19 protein-coding genes and 1 pseudogene are annotated in these 20,792 nt (G+C 67.7%); 10 read left to right on the forward strand and 10 right to left on the reverse strand.

Features of this window, described 5'->3' with window-relative positions; all coding sequences use genetic code 11:
* Positions 1-71: 71 nt before the first annotated feature.
* Positions 72-737: a TrmH family RNA methyltransferase gene (locus tag RIF65_RS10165; protein ID WP_309066119.1), complete on the reverse strand. Its 666-nt coding sequence runs from the start codon at positions 735-737 to the stop codon at positions 72-74.
* A 74-nt stretch (positions 738-811) separates the two neighbouring features.
* Between RIF65_RS10165 and RIF65_RS10170 the strand changes: the two genes are divergently transcribed.
* The 7 genes from RIF65_RS10170 to RIF65_RS10200 are packed head-to-tail and all read left to right on the forward strand — an operon-like array spanning position 812 to position 5,530.
* Positions 812-1,753 carry a metal ABC transporter substrate-binding protein gene (locus tag RIF65_RS10170; RefSeq protein ID WP_309066118.1) on the forward strand — a complete coding sequence of 314 codons (942 nt, stop codon included), beginning with the start codon at positions 812-814 and terminating at the stop codon, positions 1,751-1,753.
* The gene (locus tag RIF65_RS10175) at positions 1,750-2,490 is read left to right on the forward strand and encodes a metal ABC transporter ATP-binding protein (protein WP_309066117.1); all 741 of its coding nucleotides are present in this window, start codon (positions 1,750-1,752) and stop codon (positions 2,488-2,490) included. Before RIF65_RS10170 ends, RIF65_RS10175 begins: the two co-directional genes overlap by 4 nt.
* Entirely contained in the window at positions 2,487-3,353 is an 867-nt protein-coding gene (locus RIF65_RS10180; RefSeq protein WP_309066116.1) for a metal ABC transporter permease, read from the forward strand. The genes RIF65_RS10175 and RIF65_RS10180 overlap by 4 nt, the downstream gene beginning before the upstream one ends.
* 9 nt (positions 3,354-3,362) lie before the next feature.
* Positions 3,363-3,995: a metal-dependent transcriptional regulator gene (locus tag RIF65_RS10185; RefSeq protein WP_309066115.1), complete on the forward strand. Its 633-nt coding sequence runs from the start codon at positions 3,363-3,365 to the stop codon at positions 3,993-3,995.
* Between the two features lie 26 nt (positions 3,996-4,021).
* Entirely contained in the window at positions 4,022-4,810 is a 789-nt protein-coding gene (locus RIF65_RS10190; protein ID WP_309066114.1) for an HAD-IIA family hydrolase, read from the forward strand.
* Between the two features lies 1 nt (position 4,811).
* Entirely contained in the window at positions 4,812-5,384 is a 573-nt protein-coding gene (locus RIF65_RS10195; protein WP_309066113.1) for a YdeI/OmpD-associated family protein, read from the forward strand.
* Complete coding sequence (locus RIF65_RS10200) at positions 5,381-5,530, forward strand: hypothetical protein (RefSeq protein ID WP_309066112.1); 150 nt, start codon at positions 5,381-5,383, stop codon at positions 5,528-5,530. The genes RIF65_RS10195 and RIF65_RS10200 overlap by 4 nt, the downstream gene beginning before the upstream one ends.
* Before the next feature lie 15 nt (positions 5,531-5,545).
* On the opposite strand, the gene RIF65_RS10205 is transcribed toward RIF65_RS10200, so the two are convergent.
* Together RIF65_RS10205 and pyrE are read right to left on the reverse strand one after the other, a co-directional pair.
* Positions 5,546-6,448 (reverse strand): ROK family protein, encoded by a 903-nt coding sequence (locus tag RIF65_RS10205; protein ID WP_309066111.1) that lies wholly within the window; start codon positions 6,446-6,448, stop codon positions 5,546-5,548.
* Positions 6,445-7,005: an orotate phosphoribosyltransferase gene (gene pyrE, locus RIF65_RS10210; RefSeq protein ID WP_309066110.1), complete on the reverse strand. Its 561-nt coding sequence runs from the start codon at positions 7,003-7,005 to the stop codon at positions 6,445-6,447. Before pyrE ends, RIF65_RS10205 begins: the two co-directional genes overlap by 4 nt.
* Positions 7,006-7,194: 189 nt before the next feature.
* On the opposite strand from pyrE, the gene RIF65_RS10215 reads away from it, so the two are divergent.
* Genes RIF65_RS10215 through RIF65_RS10225 form a run of 3 tightly spaced genes read left to right on the forward strand, consistent with a single transcriptional unit; the run spans position 7,195 to position 9,450 of the window.
* Positions 7,195-7,731, forward strand: coding sequence for a YbhB/YbcL family Raf kinase inhibitor-like protein (locus tag RIF65_RS10215; protein WP_309066109.1), 537 nt, complete (start codon positions 7,195-7,197; stop codon positions 7,729-7,731).
* A 55-nt stretch (positions 7,732-7,786) separates the two neighbouring features.
* Positions 7,787-8,632 (forward strand): exodeoxyribonuclease III, encoded by an 846-nt coding sequence (locus RIF65_RS10220; RefSeq protein WP_309066108.1) that lies wholly within the window; start codon positions 7,787-7,789, stop codon positions 8,630-8,632.
* Positions 8,629-9,450, forward strand: coding sequence for a Cof-type HAD-IIB family hydrolase (locus RIF65_RS10225; RefSeq protein ID WP_309066107.1), 822 nt, complete (start codon positions 8,629-8,631; stop codon positions 9,448-9,450). The genes RIF65_RS10220 and RIF65_RS10225 overlap by 4 nt, the downstream gene beginning before the upstream one ends.
* Positions 9,451-10,311: 861 nt before the next feature.
* Here the strand turns inward: RIF65_RS10225 and RIF65_RS10230 are convergent.
* The 7 genes and pseudogenes from RIF65_RS10230 to RIF65_RS10260 all read right to left on the reverse strand — a co-directional run.
* Positions 10,312-11,235: pseudogene (locus tag RIF65_RS10230) on the reverse strand (ISL3 family transposase); the annotation flags it as partial.
* A 251-nt stretch (positions 11,236-11,486) separates the two neighbouring features.
* The gene (locus tag RIF65_RS10235; RefSeq protein ID WP_309082585.1) at positions 11,487-11,819 is read right to left on the reverse strand and encodes a hypothetical protein; all 333 of its coding nucleotides are present in this window, start codon (positions 11,817-11,819) and stop codon (positions 11,487-11,489) included.
* A 95-nt stretch (positions 11,820-11,914) separates the two neighbouring features.
* The gene (locus tag RIF65_RS10240; RefSeq protein WP_309082587.1) at positions 11,915-18,055 is read right to left on the reverse strand and encodes a PA14 domain-containing protein; all 6,141 of its coding nucleotides are present in this window, start codon (positions 18,053-18,055) and stop codon (positions 11,915-11,917) included.
* Positions 18,013-18,753 carry a hypothetical protein gene (locus RIF65_RS10245; RefSeq protein WP_309082588.1) on the reverse strand — a complete coding sequence of 247 codons (741 nt, stop codon included), beginning with the start codon at positions 18,751-18,753 and terminating at the stop codon, positions 18,013-18,015. The genes RIF65_RS10240 and RIF65_RS10245 overlap by 43 nt, the downstream gene beginning before the upstream one ends.
* A 125-nt stretch (positions 18,754-18,878) precedes the next feature.
* A complete protein-coding gene (locus tag RIF65_RS10250) occupies positions 18,879-19,499 on the reverse strand; it encodes a dihydrofolate reductase family protein (RefSeq protein WP_309082590.1) in 621 nt (206 codons plus the stop codon).
* Positions 19,496-20,197 (reverse strand): winged helix-turn-helix transcriptional regulator, encoded by a 702-nt coding sequence (locus RIF65_RS10255; RefSeq protein WP_309082592.1) that lies wholly within the window; start codon positions 20,195-20,197, stop codon positions 19,496-19,498. The genes RIF65_RS10250 and RIF65_RS10255 overlap by 4 nt, the downstream gene beginning before the upstream one ends.
* A 1-nt stretch (position 20,198) precedes the next feature.
* Entirely contained in the window at positions 20,199-20,645 is a 447-nt protein-coding gene (locus tag RIF65_RS10260) for a VOC family protein (protein ID WP_309082594.1), read from the reverse strand.
* Positions 20,646-20,792 lie beyond the last annotated feature (147 nt).

Below are 20,792 nucleotides of genomic sequence, written 5' to 3' on the forward strand. Positions count from 1 at the left end.
ACCTCTAGGAAACTCCGTTTGCATATAGGAAACCTTGATTCACGGGCAACGGATCGCCCGCGCGGGTGACGTCAGCCGGCGTACCGCCGGCACCACTCGTACATCACGATCGCGGCCGCAGCGCTGGCGTTGATCGAGCGCGTCGAGCCGTACTGGGTGATCTCGATGTGGCCGGATGCCGCCGCGAGCGCCTCCGCCGACAGCCCTGGCCCCTCCTGCCCGAACAGCAGCACGCAGCGCTCCGGCAGGTCGGCCCGGTCGACGGGCACGGCCTCGCCGACGTTGTCGACGGCGATGATCGGGATGCCCGCTTCCCGCGCCCAGCTGGCGAACGTCGCGACATCCTCGTGGTGCACCACGTGCTGGTAGCGGTCGGTGACCATCGCCCCGCGTCGGTTCCACCGCCGCCGCCCGATGATGTGCACGGTGTCGGCGAGGAACGCGTTCGCGCTGCGCACGATCGAGCCGATGTTCATGTCGTGCTGCCAGTTCTCGATCGCGACGTGGAACGGATGCCGTCGGGTGTCCAGATCCGCGACGATCGCCTCCATCCGCCAGTACCGGTACCGGTCGATCACGTTGCGGGTGTCGCCGTGCGCGAGCAGCTCTGGGTCGTACCAGTCGCCCTCCGGCCACGGCCCCTCCCACGGTCCCGCGCCGTAGCCGGGCTGGGCGGCCGAACCCGCCGGCGGGCCCGCATCCGGGCCCGCATCCGGGTCGCGGGTCTCGTCGTGCATCCGGCAAGGCTATCGCGGGCGCAGGCGCGCCTGAGGCGCTTTTCGGCACCCCGAAAACTGGCTATCATTTCGGCATGCCGAAAAATGTCCTCCGCACCCTCGCCGGGGTCGTCCTGGCAACGGCGTTGGCCGGCTCGGCTGCGGCCTGCACCGGCGGCGCCTCTCGCTCCGGGGCGGGCGGCTCGGGGGCTGAGCGCCCCGTCGTGCTGACGACCTTCACCGTGCTGGCCGACATCGCCGAGAATGTCGCCGGCGAGCATCTGACCGTGCAGTCCATCACGAAGCCGGGCGCCGAGATCCACGGCTACGAGCCCACCCCCCGTGACATCGCCAGGGCGTCCGAGGCGGATCTCATCCTCGACAACGGACTGAACCTCGAGGCATGGTTCGGCCAGTTCGTGGAGTCCGTCGACGTTCCCCACGTCGTGGTCTCCGAGGGCGTCGAGCCGATCGACATCTCCGAGGACGCCTACGCCGGCAAGCCCAACCCGCACGCGTGGATGAGCCCCCTGAACGTGCGGATCTACGTCGACAACATGGTCGAGGCCTTCAAAGAGCTCGACCCCGCCCACGCCGACGATTTCGCCCGCAACGGCGAGGCCTACAAGGCCCAGTTGCAGGCCGTGCGCGACGAGCTGGTCGCCGAGCTCGCAACGCTCCCCGAGCACCAGCGCGCGCTCGTCACCTGCGAGGGCGCGTTCTCGTACCTGGCTCGGGATGCCGGACTCACCGAGGCGTACATCTGGCCGGTCAACGCCGAACAGCAGGCCACCCCGCAGCAGATCACCCGCGCGATCGCGTTCGTGGAGCAGAACGACGTCCCCGCCGTTTTCTGCGAGTCCACCGTGTCGGACAAGCCGATGCGGCAGGTGGTCGAAGCTACGGGCGCCGCGTTCGGCGGCATCCTGTACGTCGATTCGCTGTCTGAGGCGGACGGCCCCGTCCCCACCTATCTCGACCTGATCCGGCACGATGCCGACACCATCGTGGACGCCCTCACCGGCGGTGCGTCATGACCGCAGACGCCATCGAGACGTCCGGGGTCGGCGTCCGCTACGGCGACGTCGTCGCCCTCGAAGACGTGTCGCTGCGGATCCCGTTCGGCACCGTGACCGCGCTGGTGGGCATGAACGGCTCCGGCAAATCCACCCTGTTCAAGGCCCTCACCGGCATGGTCAGGCCCGCTGGCGGCCGCGTGCTGCTCGACGGCACGCCGCCGTCCGAAGCTCGCCGGCGGCGCCTGATCGGATACGTGCCGCAGAGCGAGGCGGTCGACTGGGCGTTTCCGGTGTCGGTCCGCGACGTCGTCATGATGGGCAGGTACGGGCACCTGGGATTCACCCGCCGCCCCCGCCGGGAGGACCGCGAGATCGTCGACCGCGCCCTGGAGCGGGTCGAGCTGTCCGACCTCGCCGACCGCCAGATCGGGCGGCTCTCCGGCGGGCAGCGCAAGCGCGTGTTCGTCGCCCGAGGCATCGCGCAGGACGCCCGCATCCTGCTGCTGGACGAGCCGTTCGCCGGCGTCGACAAGAAGTCGGAGGCGATGATCATCCGCCTGCTGCGCGAATCGGCCGCCGAGGGGCGCACCGTCCTCGTCTCCAGCCACGACCTGCACGCCCTCCCGGGCCTGGCAGATGCCGCCGTGCTGCTGCTGCGGAAGGTGCTGTTCCACGGCTCCGTCGCCGACGCCCTGCGGCCGGAGCAACTCGCCCGCGCCTTCGGGCTCGACATCCTCGGACGGGAGGGCTCATGACACCGCTCGACCTGCTCCTCGAGCCGCTCCAGTACGAGTTCATGGTGCGCGCGCTGGTCACCACCGTCATCGCGACGATCGTCTGCGCGGTGCTGTCGTGCTGGCTGGTGCTAATCGGCTGGTCGCTGATGGGCGACGCGGTCTCGCACGCCGTGCTGCCCGGCGTCGTGCTCGCGTACGTCATCGGGGCGCCGTTCGCGCTCGGAGCGCTGGTGTTCGGTTTCCTCGCCGTCGCGCTCATCGGCCTCATCCGCGGGACCAGCCGCGTGAAAGAGGACGCCGCGATCGGCATCGTCTTCACCACCCTGTTCGCGCTGGGGCTCGTGCTGATCTCGGTGACGCCGAGCCAGACCGACCTGAACCACATCATCTTCGGCAACATCCTCGGCATCTCGCAGGCCGACCTCGTGCAGATCGCGATACTCGCCGCCGCCGCGTTCGTGCTGCTGATCCTCAAGCGCCGCGACCTCACCCTGTACGCCTTCGACCCCGGCCACGCGTTCGCGATCGGGCTGTCGCCGCGGATGCTGGGCGCCCTGCTGCTCGGACTGCTCGCGCTCACCGCCGTGGTGGCACTGCAGGTGGTGGGGGTGATCCTCGTCGTGGCGATGCTCATCATCCCCGGCGCAACCGCGTACCTGCTCACCGACCGGTTCGGCACCATGCTGGCGATCGCGCCCGCCGTCGCCGTACTGTCGTCGGTCGTCGGGATCTACCTCAGCTACTGGCTGGATGCCGCATCCGGCGGTCTCGTCGTGGTCGTGCAGGGCGCGGTGTTCGCCCTCGTCTACCTGTTCAGCCCCCGGCAGGGCGTCGTCGGCAGACTGCTGGCCGGCCGTCGACCCGCCGAGGCTCGCGGGTAGGCTCGAGCCGTGCCATCCCCCGCGTTCGACGACTACCTCAAGACGGTGTACGCGCACACCGAGTGGCAGGACGCGCCGATCACGCCGTCGCAGCTGGCGGGCGCCCTCGGCGTCGCCCCGTCGAGCGTCACCGAGATGGTGAAGAAGCTCGCCGCCGCCGGTCTCGTCTCGCACGTGCCGTACGGGGCGGTGCGGCTGACGGATGCCGGACGCCGCCGCGCCCTCGCGATGGTGCGCCGCCACCGCCTGATCGAGACGTGGCTGGTGCGGGACTTCGGCTACGCGTGGGACGAGGTGCACGACGAGGCGGAGGTCCTCGAGCACACCATCAGCGACCGGCTGCTGGAGGGCATCGACGAGCGGCTGGGCCGGCCGCGCTTCGACCCGCACGGCGACGCGATCCCCGACGCCCACGGTCGCGTCGAGCGCGAGCCGTTCGTGCTGCTCGCGGATGCCGCCCCCGGCCACACCGGGCGCGTGCTGCGCGTCAGCGACCGCGACCCCGGCCTGCTGCGGGCGCTGGAATCCGCGGGCGTCGACGTGGGACGGGAGGTGGCGGTGACGGCATCCGGCATCGTGCTCGACGGGGAAGCCGTCGATCTGCCCGCCGGCGCCGCCGAGGTCGTCTGGCTGAGTGCCTGAGTACCCGACGGCAATAGGCTGGCCGCATGGCTGATCGTTCCGAGATCGAATGCTGGCTGACCGACATGGACGGCGTGCTCGTGCACGAGAACGACGCGATCCCCGGGGCGTCGGAGCTGCTCGCCGGCTGGGAACGGGCCGGTGTGCCGTACCTCGTGCTCACGAACAACTCGATCTTCACCGCGCGCGACCTGTCCGCGCGGCTGCGATCGAGCGGCCTGAACGTGCCTGAGGACCGGATCTGGACGTCGGCGCTCGCCACCGCCGACTTCCTCGCGCAGCAGCTCCCCGGCGGGTCGGCGTTCGTGATCGGCGAGGCCGGCATCCTCACCGCCCTGCACGAGGCCGGGTTCATCATGACCGAGACCCGGCCCGACTTCGTCGTCGTCGGTGAGACGCGCAACTACTCGTTCGAGGCGATCACGAAGGCCATCCGGCTGATCAACGACGGGGCGCGCTTCATCGTCACCAACCCGGATGCCACGGGTCCGAGCGCCGAGGGGCCGCTGCCGGCGACCGGCGCGATCGCCGCGCTGATCACCAAGGCGACCGGCAAGGAGCCGTACGTGGTCGGCAAGCCGAACCCGATGATGTTCCGCTCCGCCCTGAACAAGATCGGCGCGCACTCCGAGACGACCGGCATGATCGGCGACCGGATGGACACCGACATCGTCGCCGGCATCGAAGCCGGCCTGCACACGGTGCTGGTGATGACCGGGATCAGCGACCGGAACGAGATCGAGCGGTATCCGTTCCGCCCCGACGAGGTCGTGCAGTCGGTCGCCGACCTGCTGCCGGACGTGCGGGAGGACTGACATGGGCGCCCTCGACGACGGCGAGCGGGTGGTGGCACCGGATGCCGCCAGCTGGCGCGCCTGGCTCGAGGCGAACCACGCGGTCTCGAAGGGTGCGTGGCTCGTACGGCCCCGTCCCGGCAACGACGATCCGCACGTCGAGTACGAGGACGCCATCCTGCAGGCACTCTGCTTCGGCTGGATCGACGGACCGGTGCGCACCTTCGACGAGCGCATCGCCGGTTTGTGGTTCGCGCCGCGTCGCCCGTCCAGCGGCTGGGCGGCGACGAACAAGGCCAGGGTCGCCCGGCTCGAGGCGGCGGGACTGCTCGCACCGGCCGGCATCCGGGCGATCGAGACGGCCAAGGCGAACGGCACCTGGACGGTGCTGGACGGCCCCGAGGCCGGGATCGAGCCCGACGACTTCGCGGCGGCGCTAGACGCCGTGCCGGCGGCCAGGGCGAACTGGGACGCCTTCCCGAAGTCGGTGAAGAAGCTCGGGCTCACCCAGATCGCGATGGCCAAGCGCGCCGAGACGCGCGCGGCGCGGATCGCGAAGATCGTGGCGGATGCCGCAGAAGGGAGACGCCCGTGAATCAGAGCGACCTGCTGTTCCTGGTGCTCATCGGCATCGGGCTGGCCTCGCTGACCCTGTTCGCCATCCAGCTGCTGAAGCGTCCCCGGCGCGACGACCGCGGCGAGTGGTACGAGGGCCCCTGGGACGACGACGACAAGCGCTGACCGCTCGCCGGGGGATCAGCGCAGGATGAAGGCGGCGGCGCCGATGAGCGGGCCCTCGTCGCCGAGCTGCGAGCGCACGACGCGGGTGCGCTGCGAGTACTCGTGCACCGCGGATGCCGTCAGGGCCCGCTGCACGAGCTCGATGTAGTCGTCGGAGACGCGGGAGAAGCCCCCGCCGATGGCGACGATGTCGAGGTCGATGAGCGTCGCCGCGTCGGCGAGCGCCTCGCCGACGGCGCGCGCCGAGCGCTCGATCGCCTGGCGGGCGACGGTGACGCCGGCGGCGGCATCCCGCGCGAGATCCTCACCGGTCCGACCCGGCCAGCCGTGCTGCTGCGCCCACGCGACGCTCGCCGGGCCCGAGGCGATCTCCTCCAGCGGCAGCCCACCCTCGCGCCGCATGTGGCCGAGATGGCCGGCGTTGCCTGTTGCGCCGGAGGCGTAGTGCCCGTCGAGCACGAACCCGCCCCCGACCCCGGTCGAGACGACGATCGACAGCGACGCGGCCGCGCCGACGGTGGCACCCAGCCACGACTCGGCGAGCGCGAGCGCGCCGCCGTCGTGGCCGAAGACGGTGGGCAGCTCGCGGCCCAGAGCGGATGCCGCGGCATCCCGCACCGCTGCGGCGAGCGGGTACCCCATGGCCTTGGGCATGTTGTACGGGTTGATGGCGCCGCCGGCGCGGTCGATCGGCCCGGCACTGCCCACACCCGCCCCGACCAGCTCGGCGCCGGCGGGCAGCGCGGCCAGTGCGTGCGCGACGACGTCGCGGATCGCGGCGTCGAGCGCGGCGGGATCGGCGTCGCGCCCTGTGGCACGGCGCATCCGGCTGCCTGCGACGAGGGCTCCGGACTCCGACACCAGCGCCGCCTCGAGCTTCGTGCCGCCGACGTCGACGGCGAGGGCGTGGCGGGTCACTGGGCGTCGAGTCCGAGGTCGTCGAGGTCGAACGCCGCCAGCCACTGCAGCCCCTCGGCCTCGATGGCGGCCTGTGCCCCGGTCTTGCGGTCGACGATCACGGCGACGGCGACGACCTCGGCGCCGTCGCGGCGCAGGGCCTCGACGGCCTTCAGCGCGGACTGGCCGGTGGTGGAGGTGTCCTCGAGCACGACGACGCGCTTGCCTGCGACGTCGGCGCCCTCGATCTGGCGGCCGCGGCCGTGGTCCTTGGGCTCCTTGCGCACGACGAACGCGTCCAGCGGGCGGTCGGCGGCGACCGAGGCGTGCATGACGGAGTTCGCGATCGGGTCGGCGCCGAGCGTGAGCCCGCCGACGGCCACGACGTCGAGGTCCTTGATCAGGTCGAGCATCACGCGCCCGATGGCGGGGGCGGCCCTGTGGTCGAGGGTGAGCTTGCGCATGTCGACGTAGTACGTCGCCTTCTTGCCGCTGGAGAGCGTGAAGTCACCGTGGAACACCGCCTCGTCCTTGATCAGGTCGAGCAGCGTCTGGCGGTCTGAGGCGAGGTCGGTCACGGCAACCAGTGTATTGCGAGCGGAATGTCGGCCGCGTGCCGTTCACAACTCAGGAACGGCGGGGCGGTCGAGGTCGTTTCGCAGCGGTTCCGGGTCGGTTCCGGCCCGGGTCTCCTGAGTTGTGAACACCGGGCGCGGCGGGGCTGGCACTGTCGGAGTCGCTGACCTAGCGTGGAGCGTGGAGGTCTCATGTTCTCTTACGATCCGTACGCCGCCCTGGCCGAGCTCCGTCCCGTGCCGGCGCTGCAGCTGACCAGCCCCGATTTCGAGGACGGACAGCCGCTCCCCGGCTTCGCCTGGTCGTCCGACCGTGCCGGGGAAGACCGCCACCCCGCACTGGAGTGGTCCGCGCCTCCGGCCGGCACGAAGAGCCTGGCGATCTCGTGCTTCGATCCGGATGCGCCGACCGGCTCCGGCTATTGGCACTGGGCGGCGTTCAACCTGCCCCCAGACCTGCGCTCCCTGCCGGCCGGGGACGGGACTGCGAAGAGCCTGCCCGCCGGCTCGGTGGTGCTGCCCAACGAGGCGCGTCTGGAGCGCTTCATCGGCGCGGCGCCGCCCGCCGGCACGGGCGTTCACCGCTACTTCTTCGTGATCGACGCGCTCGATGTAGACCGGCTGGAGCTGGAGATCGGCTCCACTCCAGCCGTGCTCGGGTTCAACCGCCACTTCCACACGCTTGCGCGCGGCGTGCTGGTGGGCACGGCGGACCCCGCCGAACGCTGAGCACGAGGGTCGAGCGCGGAGCGGGAGGGTCGCCGCCCCGCTCTAGGCTGGTTCCATGCGTCTGGCCACCTGGAACATCAACTCGATCCGCACGCGCGTCGCCCGCGCGGTCGACTTCGCGGTCCGCGAGGACATCGACGTGCTGGCTCTGCAGGAGATCAAGTGCAAGCCGGAGCAGTTCCCGTACGCGCCGTTCGAGGACGCCGGGTACCACGTCGAGGCGCACGGCTTCAACCAGTGGAACGGTGTCGCGATCGCGAGCCGACTGCCGATCACCGACGTGCGCACCTCGTTCGCCGGCCAGCCCGGATTCGCGAAGGGGCATGAGGGGCCCGATGCCCCCATCGAGGCGCGCGCCCTGGGTGTGATGGTCGACGGCGTGCGGGTGTGGAGCCTGTACGTGCCGAACGGCCGGTCGCTGGGCGACCCGCACTACCACTACAAGCTGCACTGGCTCGAGGCGCTGCGCATGGCGACCGCCGAGGAGCTGTCGGCGAACCCGGATCTGCCGCTGGCGCTGGTGGGCGACTTCAACATCATCCCGTTCGACAAGGACAACGGCGACCCGGCGATCGTGCCCGGCTTCTCGACGCACGTGTCACAGCCGGAGCGCGACGCGTTCTTCGCGCTCGAGTCCGCCGGCGTCACCGACGTCGTGCGCCCGCTCATCCCCGAGGGGTACACCTACTGGGATTACCAGCGCCTGAAGTTCCCCCGCAACGAGGGAATCCGCATCGACTTCGTGCTGGGTTCGCGCACCTTCGCGGATGCCGTCACCGGCGCGACCATCCACCGCAACGAACGCAAGGGCGAGCAGCCCAGCGACCACGTGCCGGTCGTGGTCGACCTCGACCTCGGCGCGAGCGCTGTCGACGACGATCTGCCGATGATCTTCGCGTGACGGCATCCGGCATCCGCCTCATCGCTACCGATCTCGACGGCACCCTGCTGGGTTCGGACGGGCGGGTCAGCGCGCGCACGCGGCGTGCGCTGGACGCCGCGAGGGATGCCGGGATCGCGACGATCCCGGTGACGGCGCGGCAGCCGATCGGCCTGCGCCCGATCGCCGAGGAGGCGGGCTTCGACGGCTGGGCGCTGTGCGGCAACGGTGCGTACGGCGTGCATCTCACCACCGGCGAGCACCTGTTCGCGCAGGAGATCCCCGCCGAGGTGCAGCGCCAGCTCGCCGAGGCGCTGCGGGCGGTGGTGCCGGACCTGCTGTTCGCGAGCGTGCGCGATGCCGGTGAGGGCTTCGTCGCGCAGGACGGCTACGCCGCCCTGGCGAAGCTCGCCGACCACAAGCGCGACCCCGCGACGATGGGCGCGGTGACACTCGACGACGTGCTGGCGGCTCCGAGCCTGAAGCTGGTGATCCGGCATCCCACCCGGCCGATCGAGGAGGTGTTCGACGCACTCCGCTCGCTGGGTCTGACCGGCTTCGAGACCACGATGTCTGGTGCGCCGTTCGTCGAGGTGATGGCGCAGGGCGTGAGCAAGGCGACCGGGTTGGCGCAGGTGTGCGAGCGCCTCGGCATCGACCGCTCCGAGGTGCTCGCCTTCGGAGACGCGCTCAACGACCTCGAAATGCTCGAGTGGGCCGGCCACGGCGTCGCCGTCGCCAACGCGATCGACGAGGTGCGGGATGCCGCCGACGAGGTCACCGCCTCGAACGACGACGACGGTGTCGCGATCGTGATCGAGCGGATGCTGCGCGGCTAACCGATCGTCCCCCGGTGAATCAGCCACGAGATTGTTGTCGCGACAATGTCACTGAGAGTTTGGCCCCAGTCACCCGATACCCAGAGTTGCTCGTGACCTACGACGGCACGAGCCATCATCTGCGCGTCACGTATGCAGGCCGAGCGCGCATCCCTCTTGCCCGACTTCCAGCTGTGGTACACCTCCGCCATCCACATGCGGAGGGCCATGTCTGGCGATGGTACGTCCACTGTCCAGTCCACTGTGCTCGCACAGTACTTCAGGACCCGAAAGGCAGCCCGATCATCAGTCTTCTCATGAGAGAGCCCTTCCAGCTGCGCCCGGAGATCTGCTGCGAGGAGCCCCGGGTCAGCCATGGCTCGCATCATTGGCGTGCCGGCCGCAAGACGGATCGTCTCACGTTCAGTCGCTGAAACGCCATCTCCGAGGGGCGGCACGGTCAGGAGCGACCCCTCGTGGGGCCCGCTGATTACATGGATATAGTCCTGACCGAAAAACGCTTCGGCTAGTGCGTCCGCCTCACGGCCCTCCGTCTGGTTGACAAGCTCAGCCCGAGTGTCGAGTGCTAAGTCACGCGGCACGATATTCCGTTCGACGCTGAGTACATACCGATGGGGAGTCCAACACGCGAATTCCGCAAACTCGTCAGGTTCAACGTCTTCGTAATCCAGCGCCAAAACACTGCCAGCGAACTCGCCCCCCTTCACATTTCCAATAGTCGCCCACATATCCGTCCCTAATGTTCGATGTGAAGACCCCGGCCTGCGCCGCGATGACCGATGACCGAATACCTCCGATGAGTGTAGGTGTGGTAGTTCCAGCCACTCCGAGTGTAAGCGGCTCTTCGGACATTCGGTGGGGTCATGAGGTGAGTCCGCCGGCGGCGAGGAGCATGCGCAGCCGATAGTTGTGCCGGTTGCGGAAGCCTCTGGCGAGGCGGCGTTGGAGCTCGATGATCCCGTTGATTGCTTCGGTGCCGCCGTTGTTGGCGCGGGCGGTGGTGAAGTAGGCCAGGAACGCTTCCTTCCAGCGGCGGAGGGTGCGTCCCAGGCGTGCGATCTCGGGGATCGGGCAGGTGTGGAACGACTCGATGACCTTCTGCGCGACCCGCCGCCCCTCGGCGAGATCCTTGGCGTGGTAGGCAGAGCGCAGCTGCTGGGCGCATTGCCAGGCGACGAATACCTCGTCGTGGGCGGGGTCGGCCTCGATCGCCGCGGCCAGTCGGGTGCGTTGCTTGTCGGTGAGGTTCTCCGCTCCGGCGCGGAGGATGGTCTGGATTCCGTAGAGCGGGTCGCCCTTGCGTCCGCGATGTCCGAGAGTGTCCTGCTGGACACGTCGGCGGACCTCGTCGACCGCTTGGGTGCCGAGCTTGACGACGTGGAACGCGTCGAGCACCGCGGTGGCGTCTTCGAGCTGGTCATCGATCGCGCTCTTGTAACCGGCGAACGGGTCCAGGGCTGCGACCTTCACGTTGTTCCTGAAGCTCTCACCGCGTTGGTTGAGCCAGTCCTTGTAGGCCTTGCATGATCTGCCCGGCACCAGATCCAGCAGCCTCGCCCGCGTGTTGCCGTTCTCGTCACGGGTGAGGTCGACCATTCCGGTCAGTTCCTTCGGGCCGCGGTTGCGAGGATCGACATGGTGCCAGACATGCTCGTCAACGCCGAGGCTGGTGACCCCATCGAAGCGGGACTCGTCGCCGGCCAGCTTCAGCAGTTCGGGTTCGACGGCCCGCCATACACCCGAGGTGTGCGAGCAACGCATGCGGGTGAGCGTCGCGACGACAGCGACAACTGTCGCAGCGACCATCCCGAAGACCTTGTACGTCCAGTCGCCAGGTGAGAACCACAAGATCACGACCGCCAAGACGAATCCAAGCAAGAACCCGCTTCGCCAAACTTCAACAAAGAATCGCCTCACGTCTATCCTGCACACTTCCCAGCGACCGAACTTTCATGGGGCGCATTACAACTGCGACACGTTTTATGAAGTGCGAGCACGTTTAATGTCAGGACGAAGCTTCCTTCTTGAGGGCGATTTTATACCGAAAGGCTAGGACGTTCTCCCACCAACACCGATTCCTGCCGGTATCCCAGCCACCAGCGCCGGCTTCTTAGAGACGGTTCGCGTTTGTCATAAGTCAGCGGAAAGTTGTCGATTTCCCACCACTTGGCGATCAGAAAGGGTCCGAGCATCGCCGTCACTTCATAGGTACAACATCGGTCAACCTTCTCCATGAACCGCAAAATATCCTCATCGCGGGGGGAGAGGCTCGCATCAATTTCTCGCGCGCTCGCACCGATTAGATACTCTCCTGGCATTTCTTCAACAAGCCAGTGAATCTTTGTGACCTCTGCATGTAACGACACCATCGGAGGATCCCGGTCAAACGAGAACTCGATAACGACAGTGGATGGAAGTCGCTTTCGTATCTCCGATTCGAGTCGAACGAGACGTGATTCGCTATTCAAAAAGTTATCACTCTTCCGTATCCACCCCATCTGACATTTGATTTGTGCACGAATATTCGACTCGTGTGACGACCCGGGCCAGACGCACGCCAAACCACAGGAGTTCCCTTTCCGGAGGATTTGGACCATCCCATCCGATATCGCCCCCGATTAACAGTAAGGTCAAACTTGCTCTTCTTGCCGAACATCTTGGAATTCACTCCAAGAGTCTTACTCCTCGCCTGCAGCCCGACGAGCGCCCTTCCAGCCGGAGTTCGTGTTATCACCGACGCAAGCTTTGCCCCAGGTATGAATCCCACAGCAGCGCCTGCCGCCTCGAGGAAGTTCCCAGTGGCCGCCAGGCCTATGACCGAAGCCGCCGTTGCGATCATCCCAATTGGGCCCGGGATTATTGAGAGGAATCCAGCAACGCGGGATACGGTCTCAACTCCGCGTTTGAGCGTCCCCCAGAAATCCGACGCCATCCCACTCAGATCACTATCGCCGGCGGGGTCGGTGGGCCAGACGTAGTCGTTGTCGACGCCGCCTTCGACGGGGTCGATTTGGAGGAATCGTCCGAGGGCGGGGACGTAGAGGCGGGCGCCCATCTCGATCATGAGGACGGTGGATTCGGCTTCGGCGGTCTTGCGTGCCGCCTGGTGCCATCCCGTCGCGCCATCGTTCTGCCCGGCGCGGTTGGCCGCGATGGTGCCGATAGCGTAGGTGGTCATGTCCAGTGCCTGCCCGAAGGGTTCGAAGACCTGCATGGCGCCGTGACTGGTGCCGTTGCCGGTGACGAGGGTGTGGCCGAGCAGATTCGGGTACTGCCAGACCGCGGTCGCGGCAAGCGTCACGGACACGCCGCCCGGCAGCGCCAGGGTACGGGTGAGTGCGGTGCCGGTCTTTGTCGCGAAGGGCACGTCATCGTCACCGTCGTACAGGTACGTCGTGGTCGAAGCGGCATCCCCCGCAGTCGGTCCGAGCGGGTCTACGGTGCGGGACACCACCCGTCCGTCAGCGTCACGCTGGATGGTCACGGTTGTGCCGTCCGTGTAGGTGGACCCGGCATGCTGGCCAGCAGCGTCGTAGCTCAGGGTGACGGCCCCGAGTTTGGTGGTGTTCCCCGCGACGTCGTAGGCGATATCCGTCGCAGCGAGTCCGTCAGCGATGCTGTCAGCTCCCGCGATCGGGTTGGTGACGATGGACGAGAGGAGCCGGTCGGCCCAGTCGTACTGGTAACTCGTGGTGGTCGTTACCGGTGTGCTGGTTCCCATAGGTGTGTACACGTCGGTCATGCTGGTGCGGTTACCGGATCGGCCGGCGGCGGTGTTCACCCCGGGTGAGCCCGATCCGGCGAACGCGTAGGTGAGCTCGTGCCCAGGAATCTTGGCATTCACCAGGCGACCCGCGGCGTCGTACCCGTACGTCGACGTGTACGTGTCGGTTCCGTCCGTCATCGTCTCCTGGACGATGCGGCCGCTGTTCGAACGAGCAACCGTGTCGGTGACCGTCGCCCCGCCCGGGAACGTCCAGCGTTGACTGATCGTGCGACCGGCGCCGTCGCGATCGATCTGGTCGAGTCGCGACCCGCCCGCATACGTGACGGAGGCCAGTTCGCGTGCGGTGGCCGGTGCGGTCGGGGTGCTGTAGGTGAGGGTGGCGTAGTCGATGGCGTCGATCGTGACTTTCAGCGGCTTACCGTCCGCATCATACGACATTGCTGTTGTCGTCGCTGTGCTGCCGGAAGGGGTGGTTGCCGTCTGTGTGACGCGGCCGGTGAGGGCCTCGTAGGTGGTGAGGGTCGTGGTGCCGAAGATGTCGGTGTAGGAGGTGACGCGGCCGAGGAAATCGGTCTTCGTCGTGATCTTTCCGCCCGTTGACCCGGCGACCGCGGTGTCAGTCTCGACCACCGTCAGCCCCGAGTTCGTCGGTGTGTAGGAGGTGGTGGCGGTGCGGGCGGTGGTGCCGGTCTGCCCGACCGTGGTCTGCGAGGCCACCCGCCCGCGCGCATCGAGAGTCGTGCACGACCAGCCGGTGTCGCCGGTGGTCTTGGTCGCGACGGTGCGGCCCATCACGTCGTACCCGTAGTACGTCATCACGGGGGTGCCGGATTGCGGGGTGGGTCCGGTGGTGGATTTCGCGAACTGGAACTGGTTCACCCCGGCGGCTGCCGCGCAGACCCCGGCCGGTGCGAGCTCCCCGGCAGCGTAGTATTGCGTGGTCGTCGCCGCGGTCGCGGGCGCGCCGGTCGTGTTGCCGGCGGGGAGGGTGCGGGTCAGTCTGCGCAGCCAGCTCGATGTGCTCGGCGCCTCGTACCCGACGGTCATCTTGAGTGCGAGGCCGGTCGGGTCGAGGGTGGACTCGGTGCGGGCGCCCAGCCACGGGTGCTGGTACCCGGCGGTCATCGTCACGCCCGGGGCGGCGGCGCCGGCCACGGTGGTGGCGTCGTCCACGGAGGTCTGGGTGACCAGGCCGTAGTCGGGGCGCAGCTGCGCCCCCGGGATCACTGCGAATGTGCTCGCGCCCGGCGTCTTCCATTTCAGATGCAGCTCGGCGACGGAGGAGGCGTCGAAGTACTCGAGACGGATGCGCCGTGTCTCACCGGCCGTGACGGTGAACGCACTTCCAGTCGTGTCGGTGGCCACCTGGCCCACCCAACGATCCATGTTCAGAACATCATCCACCCACACCCGCACGCCGTCGTCGCTACGAGCCTGCAGCGTGTAAGTGCCGGCTTGCGGGAAGGTGATCAGCCCCGTCAAGCGTAGCGACCAGTTGTCGGCCGGCAGCGCTCCGCCGGCGGCGGCCGTGCCCCAGTTGCGGGTCACGGCGCCTGATGTATCACCAATCCCGAGGCCGAAGAGGGCGGGCTTGCCCGAGAGTGCCCGGTTCGGGTAATACGCGGCTTGCAGGCCTGTCATCCCGCCGTCGTAGACGGTGCTGGCGTGGGTTGGCACGATTCCGCAGCCGACGGTGCCGGCCGGGTTCGCGACCGGGTGTCGGTCGGTGCCGTAGCAGGCGGTAGGGGCCGGCCCGTACGTGTCGGTGGCGCGGTCGTTGGCGTCGTAGATGGTGGTGCTCTTGCGCAGCGACGGGTCGGTGCTCGACAGCAGCAGGTCCTTCGTGGCGTGCCACTCCTGCGTGGCCCTGACCCCCATGACCGATGTCTCGGATGTCTGTCGCCATGCCGCATCGAACGCGCTCACCGTGCTCCCAGTGATCCCCGCCGTGGTGACCGCCGTCTGGCCAGCATGGTAGGTGAAACTGCTCGACGGCCGCTGCGCGGACGTCACCCCGTCGGGCGCGGGGAGGGTGATCTTCGTCGCCTTCCACGCCGTGGGAGCGCTCGCGCCGGTCACTCCAGCGTCCAGCGGAAGCTGCGCGTAGTCGATCACCGTAGTAGATGCCACGCTCGCGGCGAGCCCTGCGTCGAGGATCGCGTCATTGGCCAGCGAGTCACGGATCGTGGTCAACAGCCCGGCCGGATTGTCGTACCCGAAGGTGGTCCACTCTCGGCCGGGATCCTGGATCGCAGCAAGTTGACCGAACCCGTTGTAGTACAGCTGCGTCTTCCTGCCGTCGGGGTACTCGATCTGGCACAGCATGTCCGCCGGGGGCGCCACGTACCCCGCATTCGCATCGGTCGCGCACCCGAAACCATCGACGCCCTGGTACCTCAGCTGCACCGAGCGCGCATACGTCGTCACGCCGTTCGCCGTGGATGCGGAGGCCGGGTCGTTGATGGACCGCACCACCCCGTTCGCATCAACCACCGAGACGGGGCTGGCGGGCTTGAGCCCGTCGGCAGGGGGCGTGGATGTCTCGACCCGGCCCTCCTTGGTGAACTGATGCACCGTCCCAGACTCATCCGTCACGACCACCCGGCCGGTCGCGTCGATGGACACGACGTCGTACTCGTTCACCGGCGGCTTGTACCCGCCGGTCGACTGCTTGGTGTGCGTGTGTACTTTGCCCGACGTATCGGTCAGGATCACCGCCGAAGTGGTGACTTGCGCCGATGCCCACGTCGTCGCGTCCCCGGCAATCGGGGTCGATGACCGCCACCCGGCCGGAAGGGTCTGCACGTCCTTGGTGAACCAGTCTGGCGGAACGACGTACTCGCTCGTGCCGTCCTTCACCCACAGTTCCGCGACAGCCTGGCTCGAGCGCTCGAAGAACTCGACCTTGATCGAATGCGCGCGCCCCGAGTATCCGCCGACCGGAGCGGGCGCCCACTCGGTCACGGCAGCGCTCAGATTCCATTTGTCGAGCACCAGCTGGCCGTCGATGTAGAGCTTCGCCCCGTCATCACGGCGCAACCCGAACTGGATCGGCTTGCCGAGCAGTGCCGCCGGAAGAGTGACGTACCCGGTCCACCTGGCAAGGAACCCGTCCTTGGGAACAGCATCCGCTGGGGACTCCAGCCCCCAGTTGAACGACACCGAGGAGTCCGTCCGCACGATCACCGGCTGTTTCGGCGACCCATCAGCTTTCGTGAACTTGTAGTCCGTGGCCGCGGTCGGCACCGGGTCGCTCGGGTTGTTGCGGGCGTCGAAGTACTCCGCCTTCAACCCCCGGTTCGCGTCGGGTGCCTCTTGGCTGTTGTAAGAGAACGACATGCCCATCGGACCACCCAAAGTGGTCACCGTCGGCGACGCGAAACCCACATTCACGTTCCCGCTTGCCAGATTCAATGCGAGCGGACCGACCGTCTCGAACGGCGACGGACCCGACGCCCCCAACCGGCGATCGATCTTGACGGTGCGCTTCCACGTCTTCGGCGAGTACCTGTTCTCCCCGTCATACGACGCCAGCACCCATGTGTAGACACCGCCGTCCTCGAATGTACCCGCCGGTACCTTCCACGACGCCTTGCCCGACGCGTCCGGAACGATCAGCGGCGACGTCACCACGGTGCCCGTCACTCCGTCCTGGCCCGTGGCGACCGTGAACTCGTACTTCATCGGCGTCGTCGAATCCGAATCGACGAGGGGCACGCCGGAAACCTGCAGATCCGGGGTTAGTGACGTGAGCGTCTGCGGCGACGTCGCCACGCTGTTGCCCGGGGTTGCGGAGGTCGGAGCGGAGGGCCACGGGACCTGGTTTGTCGTGAACGACCACGCCCCCGTCGACCGCAACGTCGATTGCCCCAGATGCGTATCCCAGCCGGCATCGCGCACGTACGCGCGCCAGTAATACTTCACCCCTGGCTTCAGCACACCCTCGGGAACCACCAGCTGCGACGACGTCGACTCCGGCGACTCGTACACCATCAACGACGGGGTGAAACCGGAGTCCAGACCGATCCGGAACGAGTACCGTAGCGCCGAACCCGTGACCCCGCTCGCGGTGGACTTCAACGTCGGAGTGAGGGTAACCCCGGTCGCCCCGTTCGCCGGAGAGGCACCGGCACCCGTGACGATGCTCGGATTCACGTGCCCGTGATACTGCACCCACAGATCCGACACGACCTTCTTGTGCGAATAGGTAGACGTCTCACCCCCCGTGAGCATGAAGGCCACGTTTGTCGCCTTCGCCGTGCCGAACCGGGAAGCCACATAGTTCTGGAACGTCGCGGCCGTGACATTCACCGCGCCAGTCCCCAGCGAGTACGTCGCCAACTGCGAACCGAACCCGGTGTAACTCCACTGCGTGCCAACCTTGACCGTACCGGACGCGGTGTTGGTGCTGTAGCCCGCGTAGTCGATCCCCAGATTCGCGCCCTCGATCAGCGTTCCCACCGAGCCGCCACCGGCGAAGTTCTCCACACCCCGCCAGTAGTAACCGTTCGACACCTCAGCTGTGTTGCCCACATGCAGTTCATTGATGTACTGGGCGCCATTCGACTTGTACGAGTTCTTGTTCACCGGAGTAACCGTGATGCTCGGATCGATGGTCACCGGATAAACCCGCTCGTCCGACTGCAACCAGGCAGAATCCGCCGTCACCGAGTAACGCCAAGAACCATCAGCCGCCTCGGTCAGCGACGCGTCCAGCACGACCTCGTCCAGCTCACCCTCGTGCTTGGGCTGCGCGGAGTCCCATCCCACAGGGGTCGGACTGACCATGACCACTTCGCCCGTGGCATCCACCAGCTCCAGGACATCAGTATCCGTCAGCCGAGGCGTGAGGTGCCGGCATCGATCTTCCACGTCCACGTGTCGCGATCCTTGGGTGGACGCTTCTTGAGAATCACCGAATCTTTGATCGCCGTCTTGGTGAGTTCGTACTCCAGGTCCTCACCATCGGCAATGTCACGGAACGCCATCGACGACCAGTCATCCCAGAACCAGAAAGGCGATTCCGTCCGACCCGCCCCAGCACCCAGCAGCGACAGCGACACTTCGTGCCCATCGCGCTGAACGATGAGGCGACGGCGACTGCTGTCGACTTCCTCGAACCGGGGCGCAAGCGGATGCGCCTGCACAACCCAACCATCACCCGAGTGGTGAAAATCCGGCTTTATCTCCGCCCACTCACCCCGACTGTCCCGTGCGTTCAGAGGCATGGCCGACAACTGCGCAACCGTCGCCCCCTCCCCGTTGACATACTCGTTCCGGTACTCGTGCCGCGCCTTCAACGTCAGTCCCGACCGGTTGACCGGCCCGGCGGCCGGCGTCGACGACTCGCTCTCTGCCGGTACCGGCGACGGCGTCGCCTCCGAGGGCGACGGGGCGAAATCACCCGCCGGCACCTGAGGCTCGATCGCATCCGCCTTCTGCGATTCCAGCGCTGGGGCGACACTAACGGCAGGCTCAGCGGCAACCGCCTCCTCATAAGGAGCGATCAGCAACCCACCGACTACAGCGACCGCCGCGACCATTGCAAGCAGCCAGAAACGTGCGATACGCGCCATCGCGTAAGGCCTCTCTCAAGAGGGGCAGTGCCCGAGAACGAAGAACACCGTCCTCCGGGGTGAGAGAGACGTAAGCAATGAATACCGCAAAGTGGGAGAATCCTGCAAGTCGGAAGTTACGCGTGTCACCCGAGGCTGCCGACCTCCGGCTCACCCGGCAGCGGCGCGTAGCGCAACAGCAGCGTGCCGCCGTCGCCGGACTCGGCCTGCAGGAGCTTCAGCCTCGACGGCACCGCCCCTTCGGGGAACACCTTCTTGCCCTGGCCGAGCACGATCGGGTACACCCACAACTGCAGCTCGTCGTACAGGCGCTTGGCGAGCAGGGTCTGCACGAGGTCGATGCTGCCGATCACGTGCACGTCCCGGTGACGCTCCCGCAGCCCCGCGATCTCCGCCCCGAGGTCGTCGCCGATCCGCGTCGAGCCCTGCCAGCCGAGCTCGATCCCGGCATCCCGCGACGCGACGTACTTCGGCACGCGATCGAAAAGCTGGCCGATCCAGCCCTCGGGGCCGGTGGTGTGCTGCGGCCAGTACCCCGCGAAGATGTCGTAGGTGCGCCGGCCCAGCAGCAGCGCGTCGAGGGTCTGCATGCCCTCGGTGACGCTGCGGCCGACGGCCTCGCTCGGCAGCGGCGCCTGCCATCCGCCGAACCGGAAGCCGCCGCTCGGGTCCTCCTCCGGCCCGCCGGGCGCCTGCGCGACGCCGTCGAGAGTGGTGAACAGGTCGATGATGATGCGTCCGCTCATGAGGTGCTCCCTTGCAGCTCGGATGTGACCGGTGCGATGTGGAAGGTGGTGGCGAACGCGTTCAGCATCCGCTTCTCGCCGCGCACCACGGCGACGATGTCCTGCGCGATCGCCTCGTCGGGCGTCACCTCTCCCCCGATGAGCAGGCGGATGCCGGGGCCGGCGACGATCACGGCATCCGGCTCGCCCTCCGGCATCCGACCCCCGACGGGCGGCGCGGGCGGTGCCAGCTGCGCGACCGACAGGCCGCCGTCGCGCACGATCACGCGCAACGCCACATCGCCGACGTGCAGCTCGATGTCGAGATCCTCGGCGCGCTGCGGCTGGAAGGAGGTCCGCAGCGCCATGGTGATCGAGTCCGGGGTGACCACGTCGTCGGGCGAGGGGTCTCCCATGGCCTGGAACCCCCAGCGGCCGAGCGCCAGGATGATCGGCTCCAGCGCCCGGCCGTAGGGGGTGAGTTCGTAGACGAGGCCGCAGTGCATCAGCGGGACGCGACGCACGACCCCGCCTTCCTGCAGCTCCTTCAGACGCGTGGACAGGATGTTGGTGGGAATGCGCGGCAGGCCCTGCTTCAGATCGGTGTAGCGGCGAGGACCGACGAGCAGGTCGCGGACGATGAGCAGCGCCCACCGCTCCCCGACCAGCTCGATGGCCGTCGTCACCCCGCAGTACTGGCCGTAGCTGCGCGCGGCCACGTCAGGCCGACTCGCCGGCGTTCTGCTCGGCCATGTACGCCTCGGGCCCCTTCTCGGCGGCTTCGTCGGACATGTAGAGGAACTCGACGATGTTGCCGTCCGGGTCCTCCAGGCTTCGCGAGTACATGAAGCCGTAGTCCTGCGGCTCGCGGGGCTCGGTGCCGCCGGCGGCGAGGCCCTTCGCGGCGACGTCGTCGACGTCCTCCCGCGACTCGCGGCTGAGCGCCACGAGCACCTGCGCCGCATCCTTCGGGTCGACGATGGGCTTGTCGGTGAACTGCGCGAGGTGCGGCCGGGTGACGACCATGAAATACACGTCCTCGCTCCAGACGATGCACGCGGCGTTCTCGTCGGTGAACAGCGGGTTGAGGTCGCAACCCAGCGCCGTATAGAACGCCTTGCTGCGCTCGAGGTCGCTGGTGGGCAGGTTGACGAAGATCTTGGTCACGATGACTCCTCTGTCGATATCGTTCGGCTCGATTCGTGAACCCCGGTCGGATTGCTGAGCCTGTCGAAGCATACTTGCAAATAACAACCATGCTTGTCAATAGCAAGTGGCCATCCGCCCTGCGACGGATGCCGTCGCCCTGCGCTC

This window comes from Microbacterium sp. (assembly GCF_031180975.1).
GTDB lineage: Bacteria > Actinomycetota > Actinomycetes > Actinomycetales > Microbacteriaceae > Microbacterium.